The sequence below is a fragment of the Bacteroides sp. NGMCC 1.200775 genome, from assembly GCF_040798045.1.
Classification (GTDB): Bacteria; Bacteroidota; Bacteroidia; order Bacteroidales; family Bacteroidaceae; genus Bacteroides; species Bacteroides hominis.
Genome location: NZ_JASCQK010000009.1, coordinates 62,056 through 81,046, shown reverse-complemented (window position 1 = coordinate 81,046; position 18,991 = coordinate 62,056). Strand labels below are relative to the sequence as shown.

12 protein-coding genes and 3 tRNA genes are annotated in these 18,991 nt (G+C 44.5%); 14 read left to right on the top strand and 1 reads right to left on the bottom strand.

Translation table 11 applies throughout. From position 1 onward, the window contains the following. The first annotated feature begins 136 nt into the window (after positions 1 to 136). From QK890_RS18410 to QK890_RS18375, 8 genes are all read left to right on the top strand, one after another. Complete coding sequence (locus QK890_RS18410; RefSeq protein WP_032536213.1) at positions 137 to 1,390, top strand: FimB/Mfa2 family fimbrial subunit; 1,254 nt, start codon at positions 137 to 139, stop codon at positions 1,388 to 1,390. A 110-nt stretch (positions 1,391 to 1,500) separates the two neighbouring features. Further along, positions 1,501 to 2,412: a FimB/Mfa2 family fimbrial subunit gene (locus tag QK890_RS18405; RefSeq protein ID WP_005782402.1), complete on the top strand. Its 912-nt coding sequence runs from the start codon at positions 1,501 to 1,503 to the stop codon at positions 2,410 to 2,412. A 29-nt stretch (positions 2,413 to 2,441) separates the two neighbouring features. After that, entirely contained in the window at positions 2,442 to 3,038 is a 597-nt protein-coding gene (locus QK890_RS18400) for a DUF3575 domain-containing protein (protein ID WP_005811199.1), read from the top strand. Between the two features lie 24 nt (positions 3,039 to 3,062). Then, positions 3,063 to 4,913, top strand: coding sequence for an OmpA family protein (locus tag QK890_RS18395; RefSeq protein ID WP_032541016.1), 1,851 nt, complete (start codon positions 3,063 to 3,065; stop codon positions 4,911 to 4,913). Positions 4,914 to 4,936: 23 nt separating this feature from the next. Then, positions 4,937 to 7,399 carry a Calx-beta domain-containing protein gene (locus QK890_RS18390; protein WP_005811193.1) on the top strand — a complete coding sequence of 821 codons (2,463 nt, stop codon included), beginning with the start codon at positions 4,937 to 4,939 and terminating at the stop codon, positions 7,397 to 7,399. Continuing rightward, complete coding sequence (locus tag QK890_RS18385) at positions 7,338 to 9,974, top strand: BACON domain-containing carbohydrate-binding protein (RefSeq protein ID WP_044301753.1); 2,637 nt, start codon at positions 7,338 to 7,340, stop codon at positions 9,972 to 9,974. The genes QK890_RS18390 and QK890_RS18385 overlap by 62 nt, the downstream gene beginning before the upstream one ends. A gap of 33 nt (positions 9,975 to 10,007) precedes the next feature. Next, entirely contained in the window at positions 10,008 to 11,666 is a 1,659-nt protein-coding gene (locus QK890_RS18380; RefSeq protein ID WP_234164587.1) for a FimB/Mfa2 family fimbrial subunit, read from the top strand. Positions 11,667 to 11,680: 14 nt separating this feature from the next. Beyond that, entirely contained in the window at positions 11,681 to 12,064 is a 384-nt protein-coding gene (locus QK890_RS18375) for a hypothetical protein (protein WP_220576108.1), read from the top strand. A gap of 194 nt (positions 12,065 to 12,258) precedes the next feature. On the opposite strand, the gene QK890_RS18370 is transcribed toward QK890_RS18375, so the two are convergent. Then, complete coding sequence (locus QK890_RS18370) at positions 12,259 to 14,478, bottom strand: beta-N-acetylglucosaminidase (protein WP_234191249.1); 2,220 nt, start codon at positions 14,476 to 14,478, stop codon at positions 12,259 to 12,261. A 121-nt stretch (positions 14,479 to 14,599) separates the two neighbouring features. Between QK890_RS18370 and yaaA the strand changes: the two genes are divergently transcribed. From yaaA to QK890_RS18340, 6 genes are all read left to right on the top strand, one after another. Further along, positions 14,600 to 15,373 (top strand): peroxide stress protein YaaA, encoded by a 774-nt coding sequence (gene yaaA, locus QK890_RS18365; protein WP_234191244.1) that lies wholly within the window; start codon positions 14,600 to 14,602, stop codon positions 15,371 to 15,373. Positions 15,374 to 15,378: 5 nt separating this feature from the next. Continuing rightward, the gene (locus QK890_RS18360) at positions 15,379 to 15,939 is read left to right on the top strand and encodes a sugar O-acetyltransferase (protein ID WP_217738110.1); all 561 of its coding nucleotides are present in this window, start codon (positions 15,379 to 15,381) and stop codon (positions 15,937 to 15,939) included. A gap of 686 nt (positions 15,940 to 16,625) precedes the next feature. Further along, a tRNA-Val gene (locus QK890_RS18355) sits at positions 16,626 to 16,700 on the top strand. 29 nt (positions 16,701 to 16,729) lie between these two features. Further along, positions 16,730 to 16,804 (top strand) — tRNA-Val (locus tag QK890_RS18350). A gap of 50 nt (positions 16,805 to 16,854) precedes the next feature. Then, positions 16,855 to 16,929 (top strand) — tRNA-Val (locus tag QK890_RS18345). Between the two features lie 168 nt (positions 16,930 to 17,097). Then, entirely contained in the window at positions 17,098 to 18,984 is a 1,887-nt protein-coding gene (locus QK890_RS18340; RefSeq protein WP_005811179.1) for a beta-galactosidase family protein, read from the top strand. Positions 18,985 to 18,991: the final 7 nt, after the last annotated feature.

The following is an 18,991-nucleotide window of genomic DNA, read 5'->3' as shown; positions in this document are numbered from 1 at the left end:
ACTCCTTGAAAGACGCCTCTTTGTCTTGGAATTTGTGTAGACCCGTTACCTACGAAGTAACGGGCAGATCGATTGAGATAAGAAACCAACATTCTGTCTGAATCAAATATTAAGTAGAAACTAAAGTGAATTATTTATGAAAAAGAAATCTGTGTTTTTATGGTCTTTGCTCGCTGCAATGGCCATGAGTGCTTGTTCAGAGCACAATGAACTTCCTTCAGGAGAAGTTCCTGGTGGGAACTCGAAGACTAACTTTATAGTTAAGTTGAACTTTGAAGGAACAAGTATGGAACAAGGAGGTAAGACGAGAGCTGCGCAATCTACTGCAGTGCCGGAAACATCGTGGAGTAAAATCCGTCAGGTGCAGATTTTGCTGTATGACGCAAGCAATATCGTGCGGTTTTCAGATGTAGTTAATCCAACAGACGGGAATACTACTTTTACTTATACAGATGTGCCTGCTGGTACATATACGATGGTTGCTATAGCAAATGCGAAAAGTTCAGCGGATGCTATCAATACCTATTTGGATGGGGGCACAACTCCTGTAGAATGGGGAATGTGGAATGTACGTCAGAAACAGGTGCAGAACATGGTGATGAAATATAAGCCAGGTGCATTCCCTACTTTTTGTTCTGCTGCCTTGGCAGGCAATACGGCCTATACGGAACCTGCCGAGATTTTTATGGGAGCTGTTTCAGGTGTAGTCATTTCTTCGGATGCTACTGCAACTCCATCTCCGATTGCTTTGAAACGTGAAGTCTCTTTGATGCGTGTCCGTCTGAACGTAAAGGATAAAGAAGGAAATACGAATAATGAGAATACCGCCAAAGGGGTTGACTTTACACAAGACGCTTCTATTATGATTTATCGCTTGCCGGATTATCTGAAAGTGATGGCAGGGAATGACGGAGGAGTAAGTGCTACCTCGACTGCTACTAACATATTGTCTATTTCGGATGGTGAAGTCTTTAAAACGGCTGAGCCCGGATCCGGTTATAACCCTGGAGGAACGATTTTAAACGGAAACTTCACGATGTGGAGAGATGTGGTTGTATTCCCCAATAATGGTGGACGCGTTAATGATTCTGCAACTACCGGTACGGCTGACAGACAGCGTCAGTATTTTATAGTGGTATCAGGACGTGGTAAAGCCGGACATATTTTGGGAGATGGTACTGCACTTTCCGATGAAGCTACCGTTTATTGGTCCGGAGTGGTTAAAGAGAATTTTGTACCGAATGTGATTCGTGAAGTAAACCTGACTTTACGTACCGGCGGAAGTACGACTGTACCTGTAACTCCTACGGAATATGGTGGCCTGACAATTACTGTAGGGGCTCCTACACCTTGGGATAGCAATATTGTAAATTCAGATATTATAATGTAAAAACTTTCTTTTTACTCCCCTTGGAGTCATGGTCTGGGAGCAGGAAGCAAGAGGGTGTGTTTGCTGCTCCTGAGGGCCTCGGGGGAGGATAATGAAATAAACTATAGAACATGAGAAAAAACAGACTTCTCATAGTATTATTTACTGGTGTAGCAGTCTTACTTTCGCTTGCGTCGTGTACATATGATTATTTTGAAGATGAAACGAATTATCAGGTTTTTGTACCCGAGGTTCTGAACAAGACTGTCAGTGATTGTCGAGTGCTGGTCTATAACGATGCCGGAACATTGGTCGGCGCACGTTATGCAACCTCTCCATGGGATAAAGATCCGCGCATGGAGGCGGGCTTGTTTAGTTTTAGGTTAACTCCCGGCGAATATAAAGTATACTGTTATACCAATACGGACAGTCTTACGTTTGTGGACGGGCAACATCTGGATGCTTCTGCTTTTATTCTGAAAAGCAGTTCTACCGGACCGAACAGATATGTACAGCCTTCGGATATATTATTCCAGAAGTTCGTACCCGCAATTGTACATCCGGGCATTTTACAGACCGATACCGCAGCACTGGAACGCTATACCGGACGTATAACGGTTCGGTTTAAGAAATTTCCCGGTGATGTATCGCATATAAAGAAGGTACAATTGCTTGCGGAAGGAGCACCTGTGATGCAATACCTCAAAAATGATACTCTGACCGGCCGATTGACTCCTGAGGATAAAATGTTTCATTTCGGAACATTACCCGTACAGGAGAAAGCCGATGTATTAGAGGTAGATCATCGTTTTATTCCTTCTGTGGAGAATGAACCGATGAGGTTGAATTATACATTTCTCGATGAAAATGGAGCAGTTGTCAACCATTTGCCCGTGGAAGTTACGGAAAGGGAGACAGGATTGCCGTTACGGCTATTGCATGGTAAACGTATAATTATTGAAATCGAATCTTATACCGTTATTAAGATATCGGTTGTAGGATGGAACGAAGATATCGAGAGTGGAGATACGGACATGGAATGATACATATATACATATAAAAGAGAATTAGAATGAAATCAGTTATACGACATATTTTGAGTGTCGCCGTTTTATTTTGCTTAATCAGCGGAGTACAGGCACAAAGTGTCAAAGTGAATATTCCTTTTTGGCTGACCGGTTCGCCTAACGTTGGCTTTGAGTATACATTGACGAGGCAACTCACGGTGAACGGTGAAGTGCTATGGATGCCGTATTTATTCAAGAAACATGAAGAAGTGTTTCGGGCACTCCAAAGCAGTGTTGAATTGCGCTATTATGTGAATCCGCGTAACTTCTATACTAATGATTCGTGGGATGGATTTTACATAGGTCCTTATGCCATGTACGGTAACTTTAATATTGGTTTGTTGAAGCATAATGATCCGTTACAGAGTTATCGTCGTAAAGGCTGGGGAGTGTCAGGTGGTATCTCAACCGGATATAAATTTGCTTTCAACTCTCGTTGGGGGCTGGATCTGAATATTGGGCTGGGATATGCGCACCTCCAATATAATAAATATTATTTGGGCGGAGAGTATGTAAATTTCCCTTTGGAACGTAAGAAAACCAAGAGATGGATTGGTCCGACTAAGTTTGGTGTAAATCTTACTTATAATATATTCCGCTAATGTTACTGATAAAAAGTTGCTGAAATGAGAAAGAAGAAGATACAGATTCTCCTGTCGGCTGCCGCATTCCTTTTTTTAATGGGAGGAACTATGCCTTCCGTTGCGCAGGAGCGGAAGATAGGGCGGATAGAACGGCGGGCAGACCGTAATTTTATCAGGCAGAAATTTGATAAAGCGATGGCCCAGTACGAAACGGCTATCAGGCGTGAAAAAGATGAGGACAGTCAGGCTGCGCTTCATCTCAAAACAGCACGTTTGTATTTCATGGTGAGGGAATACGGTCGCGCCTCAGAACATTATGATAAAGCAATGGGGTTGCGTCCGGATCTGCTCGGGGTAGATGATGTCTGTGACTATATAGATGCCTTGCGCTTTCAGGGACAGGCCCGCAAAGCAGAAGCTATCTGCCTGGATAATGCCTATAAGGATATATATAGTCGCTATCAGCGTTATCAGAATACGTTAGAGGCACTTGCCATGCGCCATTCGGTTCAGGAAGACCCCGGATTTTCGGCAAAACGTTTATCACTGAATACACCGAATGCTGAATTTTGGGTTGGAAATTATGGTGAGCAGCCGTTTTATGCCATTAGCTACAGTAAATTCAATGATCCGGGAAAGTTGTTCTTTCATCGTACTCACTATTATGCACTTGACGAAACCGGTGAACCCGGTGCCGAGGCTCAGAAACCTCCGAGATATTATGGATATTTTCGGAAGATACCTGCTGACTTGCAGAATGGTCCGGTGACCTTTTCGCCGGATATGAAGTCAATGGTAGCTACAGTCATTGAGTACGATAAAGAGAAGACAACAGTGGAGATGGCAGACCGGAAACTACGCCCTTTCCGTACAAAGTTGTTCTATTCTGTGCTAAAGAATAAAAAGAAACGGTTTACGAAGTATGTTCCGGCTTTTCCACAGGAGGAGATGTCTTCGTATGCCCATCCTTACTTATTCAATGAAGGTAGATCATTATTGTTCACTTCCGACATGCCGGGAGGATACGGAGGGTTTGACTTGTATGTTGTTCATTGGGATGACGAGGCCCGGACATGGGGAACCCCTGTAAATCTGGGACCGGATGTCAACACGGAAGGTGATGAGATCTTTCCTGTAATCTATAAAGGACGTCTCATCTTTTCGTCTAACGGGCTGCCGGGATTCGGTGGTTATGACCTGTTCAGTGCTTATTATGATAAGGATGGGGTAGTGCCGGGCAGTATCAGTCATTTTCCCCATCCGGTAAATTCCGTCTTCAACGATTATTATATGTGTCCGCTCGATTTACGAACTGCTTATTTTGTATCCGATCGTGAGATGGCTTCAAGAGATGATATTTATTATCTCCGTACGGTAGAAGATTTAGGTACTCAGCAGGGGATGCCCTTTTACGGGATGAGTGAGGAGAATGCGATTTTGGGTGGCGCTTTGTTGTTGAACGGAGCTACGGAAACAGTTTCTCCGGAGTCTGTTGCATTGAAGCAATATGCACCTGAAGGTTTGCTGATGACTCTTTATTTTGATTTCGATTCGGATGAACTGACCGATGAATCTGTACGGAGGCTTGAGCAGTTTATCAATGAAATGGGTACCTACCAGTTTTCGGAACTGAGGTTCGATGGTTTTGCCGATGAGATAGGAAGTGACAGTTATAACTATTCATTGTCAGAACGAAGGGCAGAGAGTGTTGCAGAGTTCCTGCGCAATCATGGTTTAAATGTACGTTTCGGTATACAGGCCCATGGTAGGATAAAACTTTCTCCGGAAGAGGTGAAAGAGGAAATTGAGTATCATCGCTGGCCGGAGGGAGGTATCGACTGGATACAAGTGAACCGTCGGGCAAGGCGTGTCGAAATATATAATAAGAGGTAGAAATATAAAAAAGTAAACGATATATGAAGAAGACAAGAATTCATAGAGTGTGGATACTGTTCCTGCTGAGCATCATGGCCTGTCTGCAGGTAAGAGCCCAATATATGCCGGTGGTTTTCGATAAGAAATATGGCGATAAGAACCAGATACAACTGGTATGCCCGTTGGCCGGTGACGAAGTGGCTATGGTAGGCAAAGAGGGACAGAAGTACAATCTGACCTGGATAGGAAGAGAAGGTGAGGTACTCTTTTCGTTACCGTTGGCCGGGTTTACTGCTGTTAATGAGCTGACAGAGTTGGAGGACAATCGTATCCTGCTTGTCGGACAATCTGCTGTGATGAATACAAAAGGCAGAAAGGATAATGTGACGCTGAGCGGACGGGCGGTCATATTAGACCGTAGTGGTCATATTGTTACCAATATTTATGCGGGAGGACAAGGAAGCGAGTTTCTGAAAGGTGCCCTGCTACGAAGCGGATCATTGATACTTTCCGGTATGGAGCCGAAAGGAGGAAGCGGTCGGCAAGGTATTCTCTTGAAAGTAGATAAATCGGGTAGAGTGATTTATCAGTATAAGAACACCGGAAGTGGCTATTGTGACCAGTTTGAGGTGTTGGGCAACACGACTGAATATATCTGTGCGGCTTTCTCCGGAGACAGAGAAAAAGAACAGACGGTGGTGGTCCGGTTAGATGATAAAGGGAAACCTTATTATGTGACTGCCATTCCGGCTAAACGATTTATAGTGACAGGCCTGAACGCCAATATCAATGACGGTTCGGTGATTGTTACCGGTAATTCATCGACAGATGGAGGTATTATTTATAAGATTCGTCCGGAAGGTGATATTGTTTTTGCTAAAACACTGATACCTGCCAACCAGGGATTGGCAACGCTCAACCATCTACGGGTGGCCCGCAATGGTAATATATTAGTAGGAGGCAGTGGTAATAAAGGATATTACGCTTTATTGCGAAATGACGGAACAGCTTTGTACTCGGGTACCTCGAACGGAAGTGTGAGAGGTGTGGGTATGAACCGGACTACCGGCGAATCAGTGGTAACCACTTATGACGTCAACGCACGCAGAGGAACATTTGTCCGTATATTGCCGACAGGAAAAGCTGAGTTTGACCGAACGATTGATGGTAACTTTGATAAGATTAAGGTGACTAACAACGGTGAAGTGTTGCTGCTGTCTTCGGATGAGGGCCGGGTTTGTATGTATTCTGCTACGGGTGAGAAAGAGTTTGACCGTTATGTGACGGATAATAAACCTACCATTTACCGTCAGGCCTTGACTGCATCATCCGGGGAGTTACTTTTTCTGGGTAGTGGTAGCCGTCTTGTCAAGCTCGGACATGGACTCTATGTCTCGGACGTGAAAATAACCAAGCCGGTAAACGGAACAGCCACCGCTGTGTTTACTGTGACACTGACCGGATATGCCACCACGAAAGAGGGAGCGCCTGTTCCTGTGAGTGTAGGTTATGCCACTCGCGAAGCATCGGCTACAACGGCCAATAACTTTACTCCGGTGAAGGGAAAGCTCTCTTTCACTCCCTCACGCGGAACGGCTGACCGCTATCTGGTGAAACAGGATATTGAGGTTCCGGTAAAGGCGAATGATCTGATCGAAGGTGTGAAGGACTTTGAATTGCTATTGTCGGATGTTCAGCAGAGTTATCTGGTGAAGCCTGTAGGAAAAGCGGTTATCGAAGATCAGCAGGCGGTTGTAAAGTTGGTACGTACGGAGCGCGGAGAAGAGGGATCCAAAGATATTTTATATGAACTGGGATTATTTAAGACCGACGGAACTCCTTTGACTAATGCAACGGGAGCCAATATTATAGTGGATGGCATTTATGGGGAAGGCACAGCCGATGCGCTTGATTTCGATATGGGATTGACGCCGAGAGTGATATTTGCCAATGGTTCGCAAAAGTCATCTTTTAATGTCAGAACATTGGAGGATACCCGCTATGAACTTCCTAAAACCGTGGTGGTGAATTTCAATAAAGTACATAGCCTGAGTGGTTCCAATGTCGCTTTTGATGGTGAATTGTTGAGTTGCAGCGGAATTGTTGTTGATCAGCCGGCACGCCTGGCCATAACTTCACTTGGCGACCACAGAGTAAATAATAATGTGGTGTCGGGCTTCTTCACCGTTTCGCTGTTGCGTGCTTCAGACGGAGCCTTACTGACTAATGCCACAGGTAGTGATATTATTGTTAACTGTGTGACATTGCCCGATGCTACGGCAAAAGAAGGAAAAGACTTTGTCTTTACCAACCTGCATGACCTACGCATCAGTGGAGACGGCAACCATAGTTCGGCTAATGTGAATGGAGTAGTATTGTTCAGTACGGATGCTTTGGAAAAACAGGTGAAACTGAAAATCAAATCTGTAAACCAGCCTACGGGTGCACAGCCGATCAGTGTGTCTGACGCAGAACGTATGGCAGAGTTTACGATCCGGAAATAAAATGATTCTTAGGGATAAGAGTGCCTTGCATTTCAAATGCAAGGTCTTCTTGTCTGCTCAGAAGAAAATGGATGAAAAAAGAACTATGACAGGAAAAAGAATATATACAGGGTTGATGGGCTTGCTGCTTTTTCTGGCGTTTGCTTGTACGGATGACAGGGAATCGCCAGGGGGAACCAATGGTAATCCTTCATTGGTTTTCAGGATGACGAGAGCTTCTGCTGATATTATCAATAATACGCAAGTCTATCTGTTTGATGGAGATGGGGCTGCTGCCGGACAGTTCAGGCAGAAAGTGCCGGATGTGACTTACGCTGCAGACCGCCTTACCATGCCGGTTGCGGCAGGTACGTGGGATATTACGTTGGTCAGTGCCGACAGGGATATAAACAGTGAATTGGTTCAGCCTGTCCGTGGCCAGGGGCGTTCATCACTGAAAATGTGGGAAACCCGTTCCTCCGGTGGAAATTTGCCGTCTATGCCTGAGTTGCGTACGGCTTATATTACCGGACAGCAGGTTATTGCCGGTCAGGATAATGTCGCTTCCGAAACAGCATTACTTTCACGGAACGTTGCATTGGTCAAAGTCGTGATAGCTGATGCCGGAGGACTGGATATCAATGGCACCCACACGATGAAATTGAGTAATGTGCCTACGACTCTTAATTGGGAAGGAGGGTTATACCCCAATAAAAACAACCCTACTGTGAGTGCGGAACCTATGACCGGTACCTTTACTATACATAATAATACTGCAATGGCGGGTCATCAGTATAGTGATACGCTTCGGTTTATTGTGCCGGCCCATAAAGGAACTGATTATCTGAATGCGCTTCCGACAGACACGACTACCAGCCATCTTAAACTGAGTGTCGATCTGGCCAGTGAAGGAGGTACACGTTTCGAGAAGACGGATGTGGTAATTCCTCGGGTTCCACGAGTAAACGGAATTTTGTTGGTACGCATTTTCCTTGGTGGAAAGCTCGATGTCTCTACTGAGATATTGAACTGGCAAGATACACAGTTGGAAGCCGATTTGTCACAGACCCAGCTTTATACGGATAAAGCTTCCGTTGGGCTGGCATTCAAAGACACGATACATGTAAATACCAATGCCCGGGAATATACAGTGGAGAAGGCACCTGAGGCCACGTGGATTACTTCGGTGAAAAAGTTGGATGGGAATGCGGTGGAAATTACTGCTGATCTGGATAGCTATGTGGATAATCATCCGCGTACTTCGTATATTACCATTAAAGCAAATAATGTGACCAAGAAAATACCGGTTACACAAAGACCGGATAGAGGTACAATCAAAGTTAGTGAACATAAACTTATATTTTGTCCTAAAGCACATGAAAATCGCTCGGTGGAGGTTAAGAGTATTGGAGGTGACTGGATATTCTTAGGTAGTAGTCCCAAAGCGACTTCAGACATACAGAGTGGGGTGAAAGGAAATACCACAGTCAACTTTACACGTACTTCGACGATTAAGCCGGATGATTTTGATACTTGTTATGGAGATGGTCAGATTGTTGTGAAGAATAAAACAACGCTTGATACGGATACGATTTCGTTAATGAACTGCTATATCCATGTGGATGATGGGGTAATAAATGCACTTGCTCCAACAGGTTCAGCGCAGACTGCAGTTACTAATTCACAAGATGTGACTGTGTTGGGTGGTAGTAGAAATATTATTTTCGATTCATGGGAGTCTTGGATTCATAGTGATTTGAGATGGAATCCGTTAACGCAAGTGCTGACTATGACAACCGACCGTGAACCTTCCGATGAGGCTCGTGACGGATCATTAACTTTCCATCATGCCGATTGCCCGGATTATCAGGTTACGGTTAAAGTACACCAGGATATTATAGTGACAATTCCTCCTTTCGACTATTTTGTTGTTAAATTTATGTGGGATGGGGCTGATGTGGATATTGCGGTTGAATTCCAAGGTAATAATGTATCTGGTGATGGAAGTAATAATTCTTCTTATGATAAAAAGCCTGTTGGATGGAGCAAGAATCAGACTGTTAATTATAATGGCAAACTGCTGCTACAGTGGGGTGGTGATGCACGTCAAGGACAGGGAGAAACTGCATTTTTTAATGCCCCTGTATTGGAAGGCGATGTAAACTCTCCCCGAAAAATAAAATTGGATGTTTATGCAACATGGTATAGTTCAGGGATAGCACCTGCTCCTATGACTTTTGAAATGACTGCCTATAAAGGAGGAACAATGTCTAAAGGAACTGCTGAAACCGGGGATTATAATAAATATAATTATTATAATGAAGGTGGTGAAAGGTTGTATAATGATACTTATCGGGTACTTATTACTACTACCGGAGGTAATGGAACGTATGATCAAGGAGGTTATACAAAAGTTGCAACAATTGTATATGACCGTATTAAACATTCGGCATCTGTAACAGTACTTGCTGCTGCCCCTGCCAATACTCGCTCATCTCATTCGGTAAAGGTGCCGTTCCGACCGGAAGAAAAGCCCTTCTGGACTCCCGTAATCGTGAATACCTATTCCGATAATTATCAGGGGGAGAGGAAATAGATTTTAGTGTAAACAATGAAAATGCGCTATAGTATGAAAATACAATATATAATAGGTATACTGGTTGCCCTTCTGTTTGTCTCGTGTAGTCATGAGGAAGAGGAACAGAAACCCGCTTATGGGAAGATAGATGTTGCTGTTTCGGTAACCTTGCCGCAGCCGGAGTCAGTGAATACGCTTACTCGTGCCGGTGGCCCGTATACGGATACCGATATTAAGAACGTAGACTTGCTGATATTCGACAAAGACGCAAAGTTTATGGAGCGTGTCAAAGTAGAGAATGACAGGTTGGTTGTTACCGGAACGGGGATTAATTTCACAGTCCGTTTGGATGCCACTTCGGAACGGCGTATCATTCATCTGGTTGCAAACGGGCGGAGTGCTGATGGCACTTCGGATCGCTTGAACTTTGGTGATATAACTCCGGGTATGGCAGAAAATGCGGCTATCTCTTCTTTGCAGACAGCCTCGCTCGAACATGTGAATGAAGGAGAGAGCACATTGTTAAACCATGTGATGCCTTTGGTCATGTGGGGACGTTTTGCTCTCAACGGAATCAATATCGTGACGAAAGCAGAGGGTGTGAAACTGTTGCGTTCCACTGCCTGTATACAAGTGAAGAAGGGTAGTGGGGGTGTAAATACCGAACTGGATGATTTTGTCATCGAAGGAATTACCGTACATCAGGGAGCCTGTCATGGCTTTCTGGCTCCGACCGATTGCACAGGAGAAGTTAACACTCCCGTTACCGCAAATCCGGTTACCGGTGGAACCTATCTGGATTATCGTAAGGGTTGGGTTAATGGTGCGGAACCATCTTTATACATTTATGAGCGCAATTGTTCGGCTTCCGACTATATGGGAGTAGTCATTGCAGCCCGGTATAAGGGAAAAAAAGGCTATTATAAGGTAGTAATGACCGGTAACAACGGAGCTCCTCTGAACATTGTACGTAACCACCGTTATATTGTTACGGTGGTGGGCGTCAATGGTCCGGGATATGAAAATCCGGATATTGCTGTGGCTTCTGCACCTTCGAATGCTCTGAAAGTGGAGTTGACGGATGAAGACACGGATTTGCCCTGTATTGTGGCCGACGGTGAATACCGTATGGCATCGTCTAATAATGTATTCAGCCTATATGGAAAAACAGGTGTGACTACATCGGCGACGGGCGTAGATATTTGTACCGTATATTCCAGCCGTGGTGTTCAGCCGGTTCTGACCCTACCTGCCGATTGTAATTGGCTGACCAATCTGTCTGCACAAGCTTTAGGAAGTAATAAGTATAAAATAACAGGAGATTTTACCTCACCGGCCAATAGTGCCGTATCTACAACCTTGACTATGACGTGTGATAATCTGTCTCAGCCGGTTCGTGTCAGTTGGAATCCCATTATATCGGACCAGAAAGATACCGATTCGTTTGTTTTCGATTTGGTTGGTTCAACCGACCGTAACTGGACGGTCCGGGTATTGAATCCGACGTCTGCCGGCTGGCTCTTTCTGCACCCATCCGCCGCATCTCCCGGAGCATTTCCGGGAGACGGTATGGTGTCGGAACTCAGTAGCAAATATAGTTCGCATGCTTATTTGCACGTAGCTTTCGGAGCGAACAGGAGAGGGACTGTACTGATGACTTCCGCCTCCGGCGGGGAAACTGTAGCCCGTAAGATAGTAGTTATTCAATAGAACGTTGCGGTAGTATGACCCTGGAAGAGATATTGCAAATAGAAGCACAGAATGTTGATTGTATTTTCCTGTATCAGGAAGAAGGAGCATGGTATGCCTATGAACATTCTGCCTTTTATTGTTATTCTCTTCTGGGCATACTTGATATAGACTGGTTGCCCTGTCCGGACGGAACTACTTCCGGACGAAAAACAATCAGGGTGCGTGTTTCCGAACCGGATAAGTTTTTATGTACACCTCTATTGCGTCTGATGCGGAAGCGTAAAACTGAATATGTTGTTTTATGCAAAATTTCGTGTGGAGGTTTTTACTACTGGCGGGAACAGCAGCAAATGAAATTTCGTGTATTACAGGAAAGAGAAAGCTCTTGTACGAAGGTAAATGGACATGCTGAATGATTAATCTTATCCTCTGTAGCCTTGAAAAGGCAGCTTTTTCACGAGCATACTCTTTGTATGCTATCTTTAGTGATATTCATCGGTATAGCCTGTGAAGGCTGTTGATGAATTATTGTTTGTTTTGTTTGTGTGCGCCCCTTCCGTATTTTAGCGAAAATACCGGAAGGGGCTTTTTACACAGATTGAATAAGTTTTTATTTGTCCAGAGTAATGATAAAACGGCGAAGATAAACTTCTTGTTCCGTATTGCCGGTATTGCTGAAACGGACAGCTTTCACCGGAGCTTGTTTCAGGTTAAGCGTGATCCGGTTCTTTTCCTGTTTGAAGTCAGCTTTTTGCCATTCTTTGCCATCGGCTGAAACTTCAAGTCGTCCCCAGGCGGCTACATCCGGTTTGCCGAAATCTATATCCAGGCTCTGTCCCGGATAGGCTTGATCCAGTTCGATGGTCAACGTACGTCCCGCTCCCCATTTGATTACTTCGTTGGCAGGCGATACCAATATACGGTTTGTTTTGATCTGTAACGGCTGATTGCGTAGTTGCTCTACGTCACTCGTCAGTTTGTGAGGCATATAGTCCGTTGCGGCATCCAGCTGTGTACCGTTTTGCTTGTTATAGCATTCGGTCACCGTAGTGAACGTTTGGTCGATCAGTGGTTTGATCACTTTAGTTGCTGTTTTTACACCCGGCTGGTAAGGGTTTTGGTTATAAGTCTGGTCCACTTGGAACATCTGTTGTTGCAGTGCTTTCACATGGCGGTACTTCCGGATAAAAAGTGAGTTGTCGCCTTCTTTGTAAGCTTTGACCATAGACAATACTTCTTGTCCGGTTTCACCCAATAATTTGAATTGACGGAGCCAAGGCATCATTTCTGCAATCAAAGGTTGGTTTTCGGTGTTGGTCATCAGAATATCACCGGACTCTGTCATCTTGCCGAAGGTTGCTTTCAAGGAGTTGAAGTCTGCTTCGGTATACGAGCCGTTTTTCAGATAGCTGTCGAGAAAAAGCTTAGCTACAGGCTGTAATTCAACCGATTCGTCCCGGCGGTATTTATGTCCGTTCGGACCCAGGTCAGAGTTGTGTGCTGCGAAGAATTCCAGTTCCTCCGCAGCACTCGGCAAAATGGTGCGTATGGCATCTTTCCATGTCTGTTCGCTGTCATATTTTTCCGGATTCCATGCATAACTGGCTACACTGTAAATTGCTATTTTAGATGCTTCGGCATGTTCCATCGGGTTGGTGACGAAGCCTGACATCTGATCGGCAATCTGGGTGTCGTTGCCGTAAACCGGTCCGAGCAGCAAATGGTCGCGTACGTAATCGGATACCGGAAAATTCCACCAGATATACGCCGGGCGCTTGATGCGCTTGTTGATCCAGGCAATACCATCTTTGGTTATGTCGGAAATCACACGGTCGCCCGTCCACATAATCTGGATAGAAGGGTTCAGTTTCTCACCCAAAGTAGTCAGGTAATTACCTTTCGGGTTCGACCAGCTTTTGTTATATTCGGTAGGGCACATGACCAGCGGGGTAACGTCCGGTTTGGCCTTTACAAATTTCTCGTCAATGTAGTTCAGTAGTTCAGCCTGTTTGTTTGGGTTGGTTCCTTCCCCCGAAATATCATCGAAGAATACTGCGAACGAACGTACTCCCAGATCATACATCTTCTCGAATTTAGCCAGCAGCAGATCACGGTCTTCCTGATTCCATTTGATATCTTGTCCCGGGTGAATGGCCCATACAAAGTCCACTTCGTTTTCATTGGCCACTTTTACCAACTCCTGTAACTGAAGCGCCTCTTTTTCCGGATAAGGCAAGCGCCAGTTGGGGGAACTGTGATACGGGTCGTCTTTAGGACCATAGATATAGGTATTCATCTTATTTTCTCCGTAGAATTTCAACTGACGGAGACGGGCTTCGTGGCTCCATGGAGTTCCATAGAATCCTTCGACTACACCGCGGAAGCGGATGGAAGGATAGTCCTTGATTTCAACTACAGGCAATTGGTTATTGTTCAGCAGTTGTGATAGGGTTTGCAAAGCATAGAAGGTTCCCCGTTCGTCTTGTCCGACCAATACGATTTCTTTGTCGTTGACAGCTAAATAATATCCTTCTTTCTGATTGGGAATTTGCCGGGCGAATTTACGGATAGCTTTATCCCCTTTTTCACCGATATAGATGCGAATTCCGTCCTTATCTGTCTTTTTTCCGGCAAGTAAAGCTTTCAGTGCACTGACGGCATGCGGGTTTGCTTCTGTTTCTCCGACAATCAGATAGGTATCCGGCAGACTCAGAGCCTGCGTTTCCGAAAGAATCTGTTGTGGTTGTGGTTGAATACTTGTGTTCTGGGCCGAAGCACTGACGCCCAAAAGGAGCCAGGCTCCCAGTAAGTAGAGTCGTTTAATCTTCATTTTAGGTAAAATGTTAGTTTTTCAGGTTTTAGTGACAGTACAAAAGTAAGAAAAAAAGTGCATACTCCCGTTTTTCTATTAATTTTGTTCCTTTGAAACATTGAAATAAGGAAAGAAGCCTATGCTGATACTTTTATCTTGCGCCAAAACCATGAGTGACGTTTCGAAAGTGAAAACGCCTCTCACCACATTTCCCCGCTTCCGGAAGGAGGCAGCGGAGGTAGCTTTGCAAATGTCTCAATTCTCTGTCGGAGAGTTGGAGCGCCTGTTGCGGGTAAATGCTAAGATTGCTGTTGAGAATTATAAGCGCTATCAGGACTTTCATTCCGAAGCGACTCGGGAGCTGCCTGCGCTGTTGGCTTATACCGGGATTGTTTTTAAAAGACTTTCTCCCAAAGATTTTTCGGATGAAGATTTCCGATATGCTCAGGACCATTTGAGGTTGACTTCGTTTTGCTATGGGCTGCTGCGTCCTCTCGACGTGATTCGACCTTACAGGCTCGAAGGAGATGTCCGATTGCCCGAACCCGGTACCCGAACCATGTTTGAGTATTGGAAGCCGGTTCTTACCGACTTGTTTATAGAAGATATTAAAAAAGCCGGTGGGATACTTTGTAATCTGGCGAGTGACGAGATGCGGGGACTTTTTGATTGGAAACGGGTGGAGAGAGAGAGCCGTGTGGTGACTCCTGAGTTTCACGTCTGGAAAAACGGGAAACTGGCTACAGTAGTGGTCTACACTAAAATGTCGAGGGGAGAGATGACTCGTTACATCCTGAAAAACCGGATAGAATCCGTTGACCAGTTGAAAACATTTGCTTGGGAAGGATTTGAGTTCAACGAACAGCTTTCGGATGAAAAGAAATATGTATTTACGAACGGAAAAACAGAATAATCCAAATGACTGAAATAGAAAAAATGCGTAGTGGCGAACTGGCTGATATGTCAGCACCCGAGTTGCAGGTACGGTTTGAGCATGCTAAAAAGTTATTGGCACAGATGCGGGGACTGAGTACGTATGACGATACTTACACGGAGTTACTTGAGGAGCTGGTGCCCGACCTTCCGCCTACCTCTGTTATTTGCCCGCCTTTTCATTGTGACCATGGTGACGGCATCCGTCTGGGCGAACATGTATTTGTTAATGCCAATTGTACCTTCCTTGACGGAGCATTCATCACTATCGGAAGTCATACACTGATAGGTCCGTGTGTGCAAATCTATACTCCACATCATCCGATGGACTATCTGGAACGCCGTAATCCCAAGGAATATGCTTATCCGGTTACTATTGGTGAAGATTGCTGGATTGGGGGCGGAGCGGTCATTTGCCCTGGGGTGACGATAGGTGACCGTTGCGTGATTGGAGCCGGTAGCGTGGTTACAAAAGATATACCGGATGATTGTGTGGCGGTAGGCAATCCCGCACGTGTTATTCGGCGGCAGGCATCGGACGGATAACCTAAGTTAGGTTCTTCTTCAAAATTTGGTGGTAAGTTTTCTTTTACTCATGGAAATCTAATTCAGTTTTCGGAAGTGTAAGCCCTCGTTTATAGTTGACAAAAAAGCAAGTATCCCGGCTTTCCCCCGAAGAGTCCATCCGTGAGATGAAGAAGCGAATCTTAGAATAAACCATCTGAAAATCAATATCTTTAAAAAGTAAGATTTCTATCCTCAAAAACTTTGTTTTAACACAGAGTTAAAGCTTGTTCTTTGGATGTGAATAACAAGTTCTTTAAATGCAAAAGACTTGTTATTTACGCATAAGAACCTGACAACCTGCAAAAGGCGTTAACAATGTTAATTGAAGAAAGGTATAAGGATGAAGATACCGGTCCGGACGGCGTAAATTCACTTCCGAGACTTGAGCAATCTTATTCAGCCGGTGTCTGTTTTTTCCTATTAAAGCAAGCAAAGAGGACAATTATCAACTTGAAAATAAAGAAATAAAGAATTTACCACCTAATTTGAAGAAGAATCCTATAGTTACTGAGAAAACAAACGAAGTAAAACAAAATGGATTCTATTGTTTGAAAAACAGAGACTTACTGATGATGTTGGAAACTTTTTGAAAAAAAAGATCGTAAATAATTTGTAGATTTCGAGAAAAGCGATACCTTTGCATCGCTTTTAAAAGGAAAGTGTACGGGCGTTTAGCTCAGCTGGTTCAGAGCATCTGCCTTACAAGCAGAGGGTCGGCGGTTCGAATCCGTCAACGCCCACAGCCGAACACTTTCGAAGAAGAATATATGGGCGTTTAGCTCAGCTGGTTCAGAGCATCTGCCTTACAAGCAGAGGGTCGGCGGTTCGAATCCGTCAACGCCCACATTGAAAAGAGATTCAATTTTGCTATATATTCTTTGAGAAAGATACATCGGGCGTTTAGCTCAGCTGGTTCAGAGCATCTGCCTTACAAGCAGAGGGTCGGCGGTTCGAATCCGTCAACGCCCACAACATAGAGTCCTTGCAGAATATTTCTGTGAGGACTTTCTTTTTTATGGCTGATCTGGTTGCGGTGTATTAATTCAAGTTATTTTTTATAAGAAAACGACGGGAAAGTTGGTGAAAAAGTGATTTATTTCTTTACTTTGCTTCATCAACAAACCTATTAATGCTACCATGCGAACAAAATCTATTTATTTACTTTTGCTATTGGCTATCATGCCATTATGTGCATTCTCGCAGTCAAAGTCTGCGTTTGAAATCAAAGACGGACATTTCTATCGTAATGGAAAAGTGACACCTGTTCTTTCTGGTGAAATGCACTATGCCCGTATCCCTCATCAATATTGGCGTCATCGTTTACAGATGATGAAAGGTATGGGGTTGAATACGGTTGCGACTTATGTTTTCTGGAATCTTCATGAACCGGAGCCGGGGAAGTGGGATTTTACCGGTGACAAGAATTTGGCCGAGTTTATAAAAACAGCCGGTGAAGAGGGAATGATGGTTATTTTACGCCCCGGCCCTTATGTTTGTGCCGAGTGGGAATTTGGCGGCTATCCCTGGTGGCTGCAGAATGTGAAAGGAATGGAAATCAGGAGAGATAATCCGGAGTTTCTGAAATATACAAAGGCATATATTGACCGGCTTTATAAGGAAGTGGGCGATTTGCAGTGCACAAAAGGTGGCCCGATCGTGATGGTGCAGTGTGAGAACGAGTTTGGTTCGTACGTTGCCCAACGAAAAGATATACCTTTGGAAGAGCATCGTGCTTATAATGCCAAAATTAAACAGCAATTGGCTGACGCAGGATTTAATGTACCCTTGTTTACCTCTGATGGCAGCTGGCTTTTTGAAGGCGGAGCTACACCGGGTGCCTTGCCTACAGCGAATGGCGAAAGTGATATTGAGAACTTGAAAAAGGTGGTTAATCAATATCATGATGGTAAGGGACCGTATATGGTTGCTGAGTTCTATCCGGGTTGGTTGTCGCATTGGGCGGAACCGTTTCCACAGGTGGGTGCTTCCGGAATTGCACGTCAGACCGAGAAATATCTGCAGAATGACGTATCTTTCAATTTCTATATGGTGCATGGAGGAACTAATTTCGGCTTTACAAGTGGTGCTAATTATGATAAGAAACGTGATATTCAGCCGGATCTGACCAGTTATGATTATGATGCTCCTATCAGTGAAGCTGGTTGGGTGACTCCGAAGTATGATTCAATCCGTAACGTGATCAGAAAATACGTTAAATACACGGTTCCCGAGGCTCCGGCTCCAAATCCGGTTATTGAGATCCCCTCTATCAAATTGACCAAAGTTGCTGATGTATTGGCATTCGCCGAAAAGCAAAAGCCGGTGTCGGCCGATACTCCTTTGACTTTTGAGCAGTTGAATCAAGGGTATGGATATGTGTTATATACCCGTCATTTTAATCAACCTATCAGTGGAACGCTTGAGATACCGGGACTGCGTGACTATGCGGTTGTGTATGTGGATGGAGAGCAGGTAGGTGTGTTGAACCGGAATACCAAGACTTATTCAATGGAGATTGAGGTGCCGTTTAATGCTACTTTGCAGATACTGGTTGAAAATATGGGACGTATTAATTATGGTAGTGAAATTGTGCATAATACCAAGGGTATCATTAGTCCGGTCAAGATAGCGGGTAAGGAAATTACAGGTGAGTGGGATATGTATCAGTTGCCGATGAGCGAAATGCCCGACCTGGCAAAACTGAAAGCTGATGCACATGCGAATGTGCCTGCTGAGGCCGCAAAACTGAAAGGTTGTCCGGTGCTTTATGAAGGGACCTTTACGTTGGATAACGTCGGAGATACATTTATCGATATGGAAAATTGGGGAAAAGGTATCATCTTTGTAAATGGTGTCAACATCGGGCGTTATTGGAAGGTGGGACCGCAGCAAACCCTTTATATCCCGGGAGTGTGGTTGAAGAAAGGAACAAATAAGATTGTTATTTTTGAACAATTGAATGAAGTTCCTCAGGCCGAGGTGAAGACGGTGAAGACACCGGTGCTGATGAAACTGAATAATTGATGATGAA

What these genes read in the sequence shown, in the direction of transcription:
- QK890_RS18410 (WP_032536213.1), top strand. Translation starts at nt 137, where the DNA reads ATGAAAAAGAAATCTGTGTTTTTATGGTCTTTGCTCGCTGCAATGGCC.
- QK890_RS18405 (WP_005782402.1), top strand. Translation starts at nt 1,501, where the DNA reads ATGAGAAAAAACAGACTTCTCATAGTATTATTTACTGGTGTAGCAGTC.
- QK890_RS18400 (WP_005811199.1), top strand. Translation starts at nt 2,442, where the DNA reads ATGAAATCAGTTATACGACATATTTTGAGTGTCGCCGTTTTATTTTGC.
- QK890_RS18395 (WP_032541016.1), top strand. Translation starts at nt 3,063, where the DNA reads ATGAGAAAGAAGAAGATACAGATTCTCCTGTCGGCTGCCGCATTCCTT.
- QK890_RS18390 (WP_005811193.1), top strand. Translation starts at nt 4,937, where the DNA reads ATGAAGAAGACAAGAATTCATAGAGTGTGGATACTGTTCCTGCTGAGC.
- QK890_RS18380 (WP_234164587.1), top strand. Translation starts at nt 10,008, where the DNA reads ATGAAAATACAATATATAATAGGTATACTGGTTGCCCTTCTGTTTGTC.
- QK890_RS18375 (WP_220576108.1), top strand. Translation starts at nt 11,681, where the DNA reads ATGACCCTGGAAGAGATATTGCAAATAGAAGCACAGAATGTTGATTGT.
- QK890_RS18370 (WP_234191249.1), bottom strand. Translation starts at nt 14,478, where the DNA reads ATGAAGATTAAACGACTCTACTTACTGGGAGCCTGGCTCCTTTTGGGC.
- yaaA (WP_234191244.1), top strand. Translation starts at nt 14,600, where the DNA reads ATGCTGATACTTTTATCTTGCGCCAAAACCATGAGTGACGTTTCGAAA.
- QK890_RS18360 (WP_217738110.1), top strand. Translation starts at nt 15,379, where the DNA reads ATGACTGAAATAGAAAAAATGCGTAGTGGCGAACTGGCTGATATGTCA.
- QK890_RS18340 (WP_005811179.1), top strand. Translation starts at nt 17,098, where the DNA reads ATGCGAACAAAATCTATTTATTTACTTTTGCTATTGGCTATCATGCCA.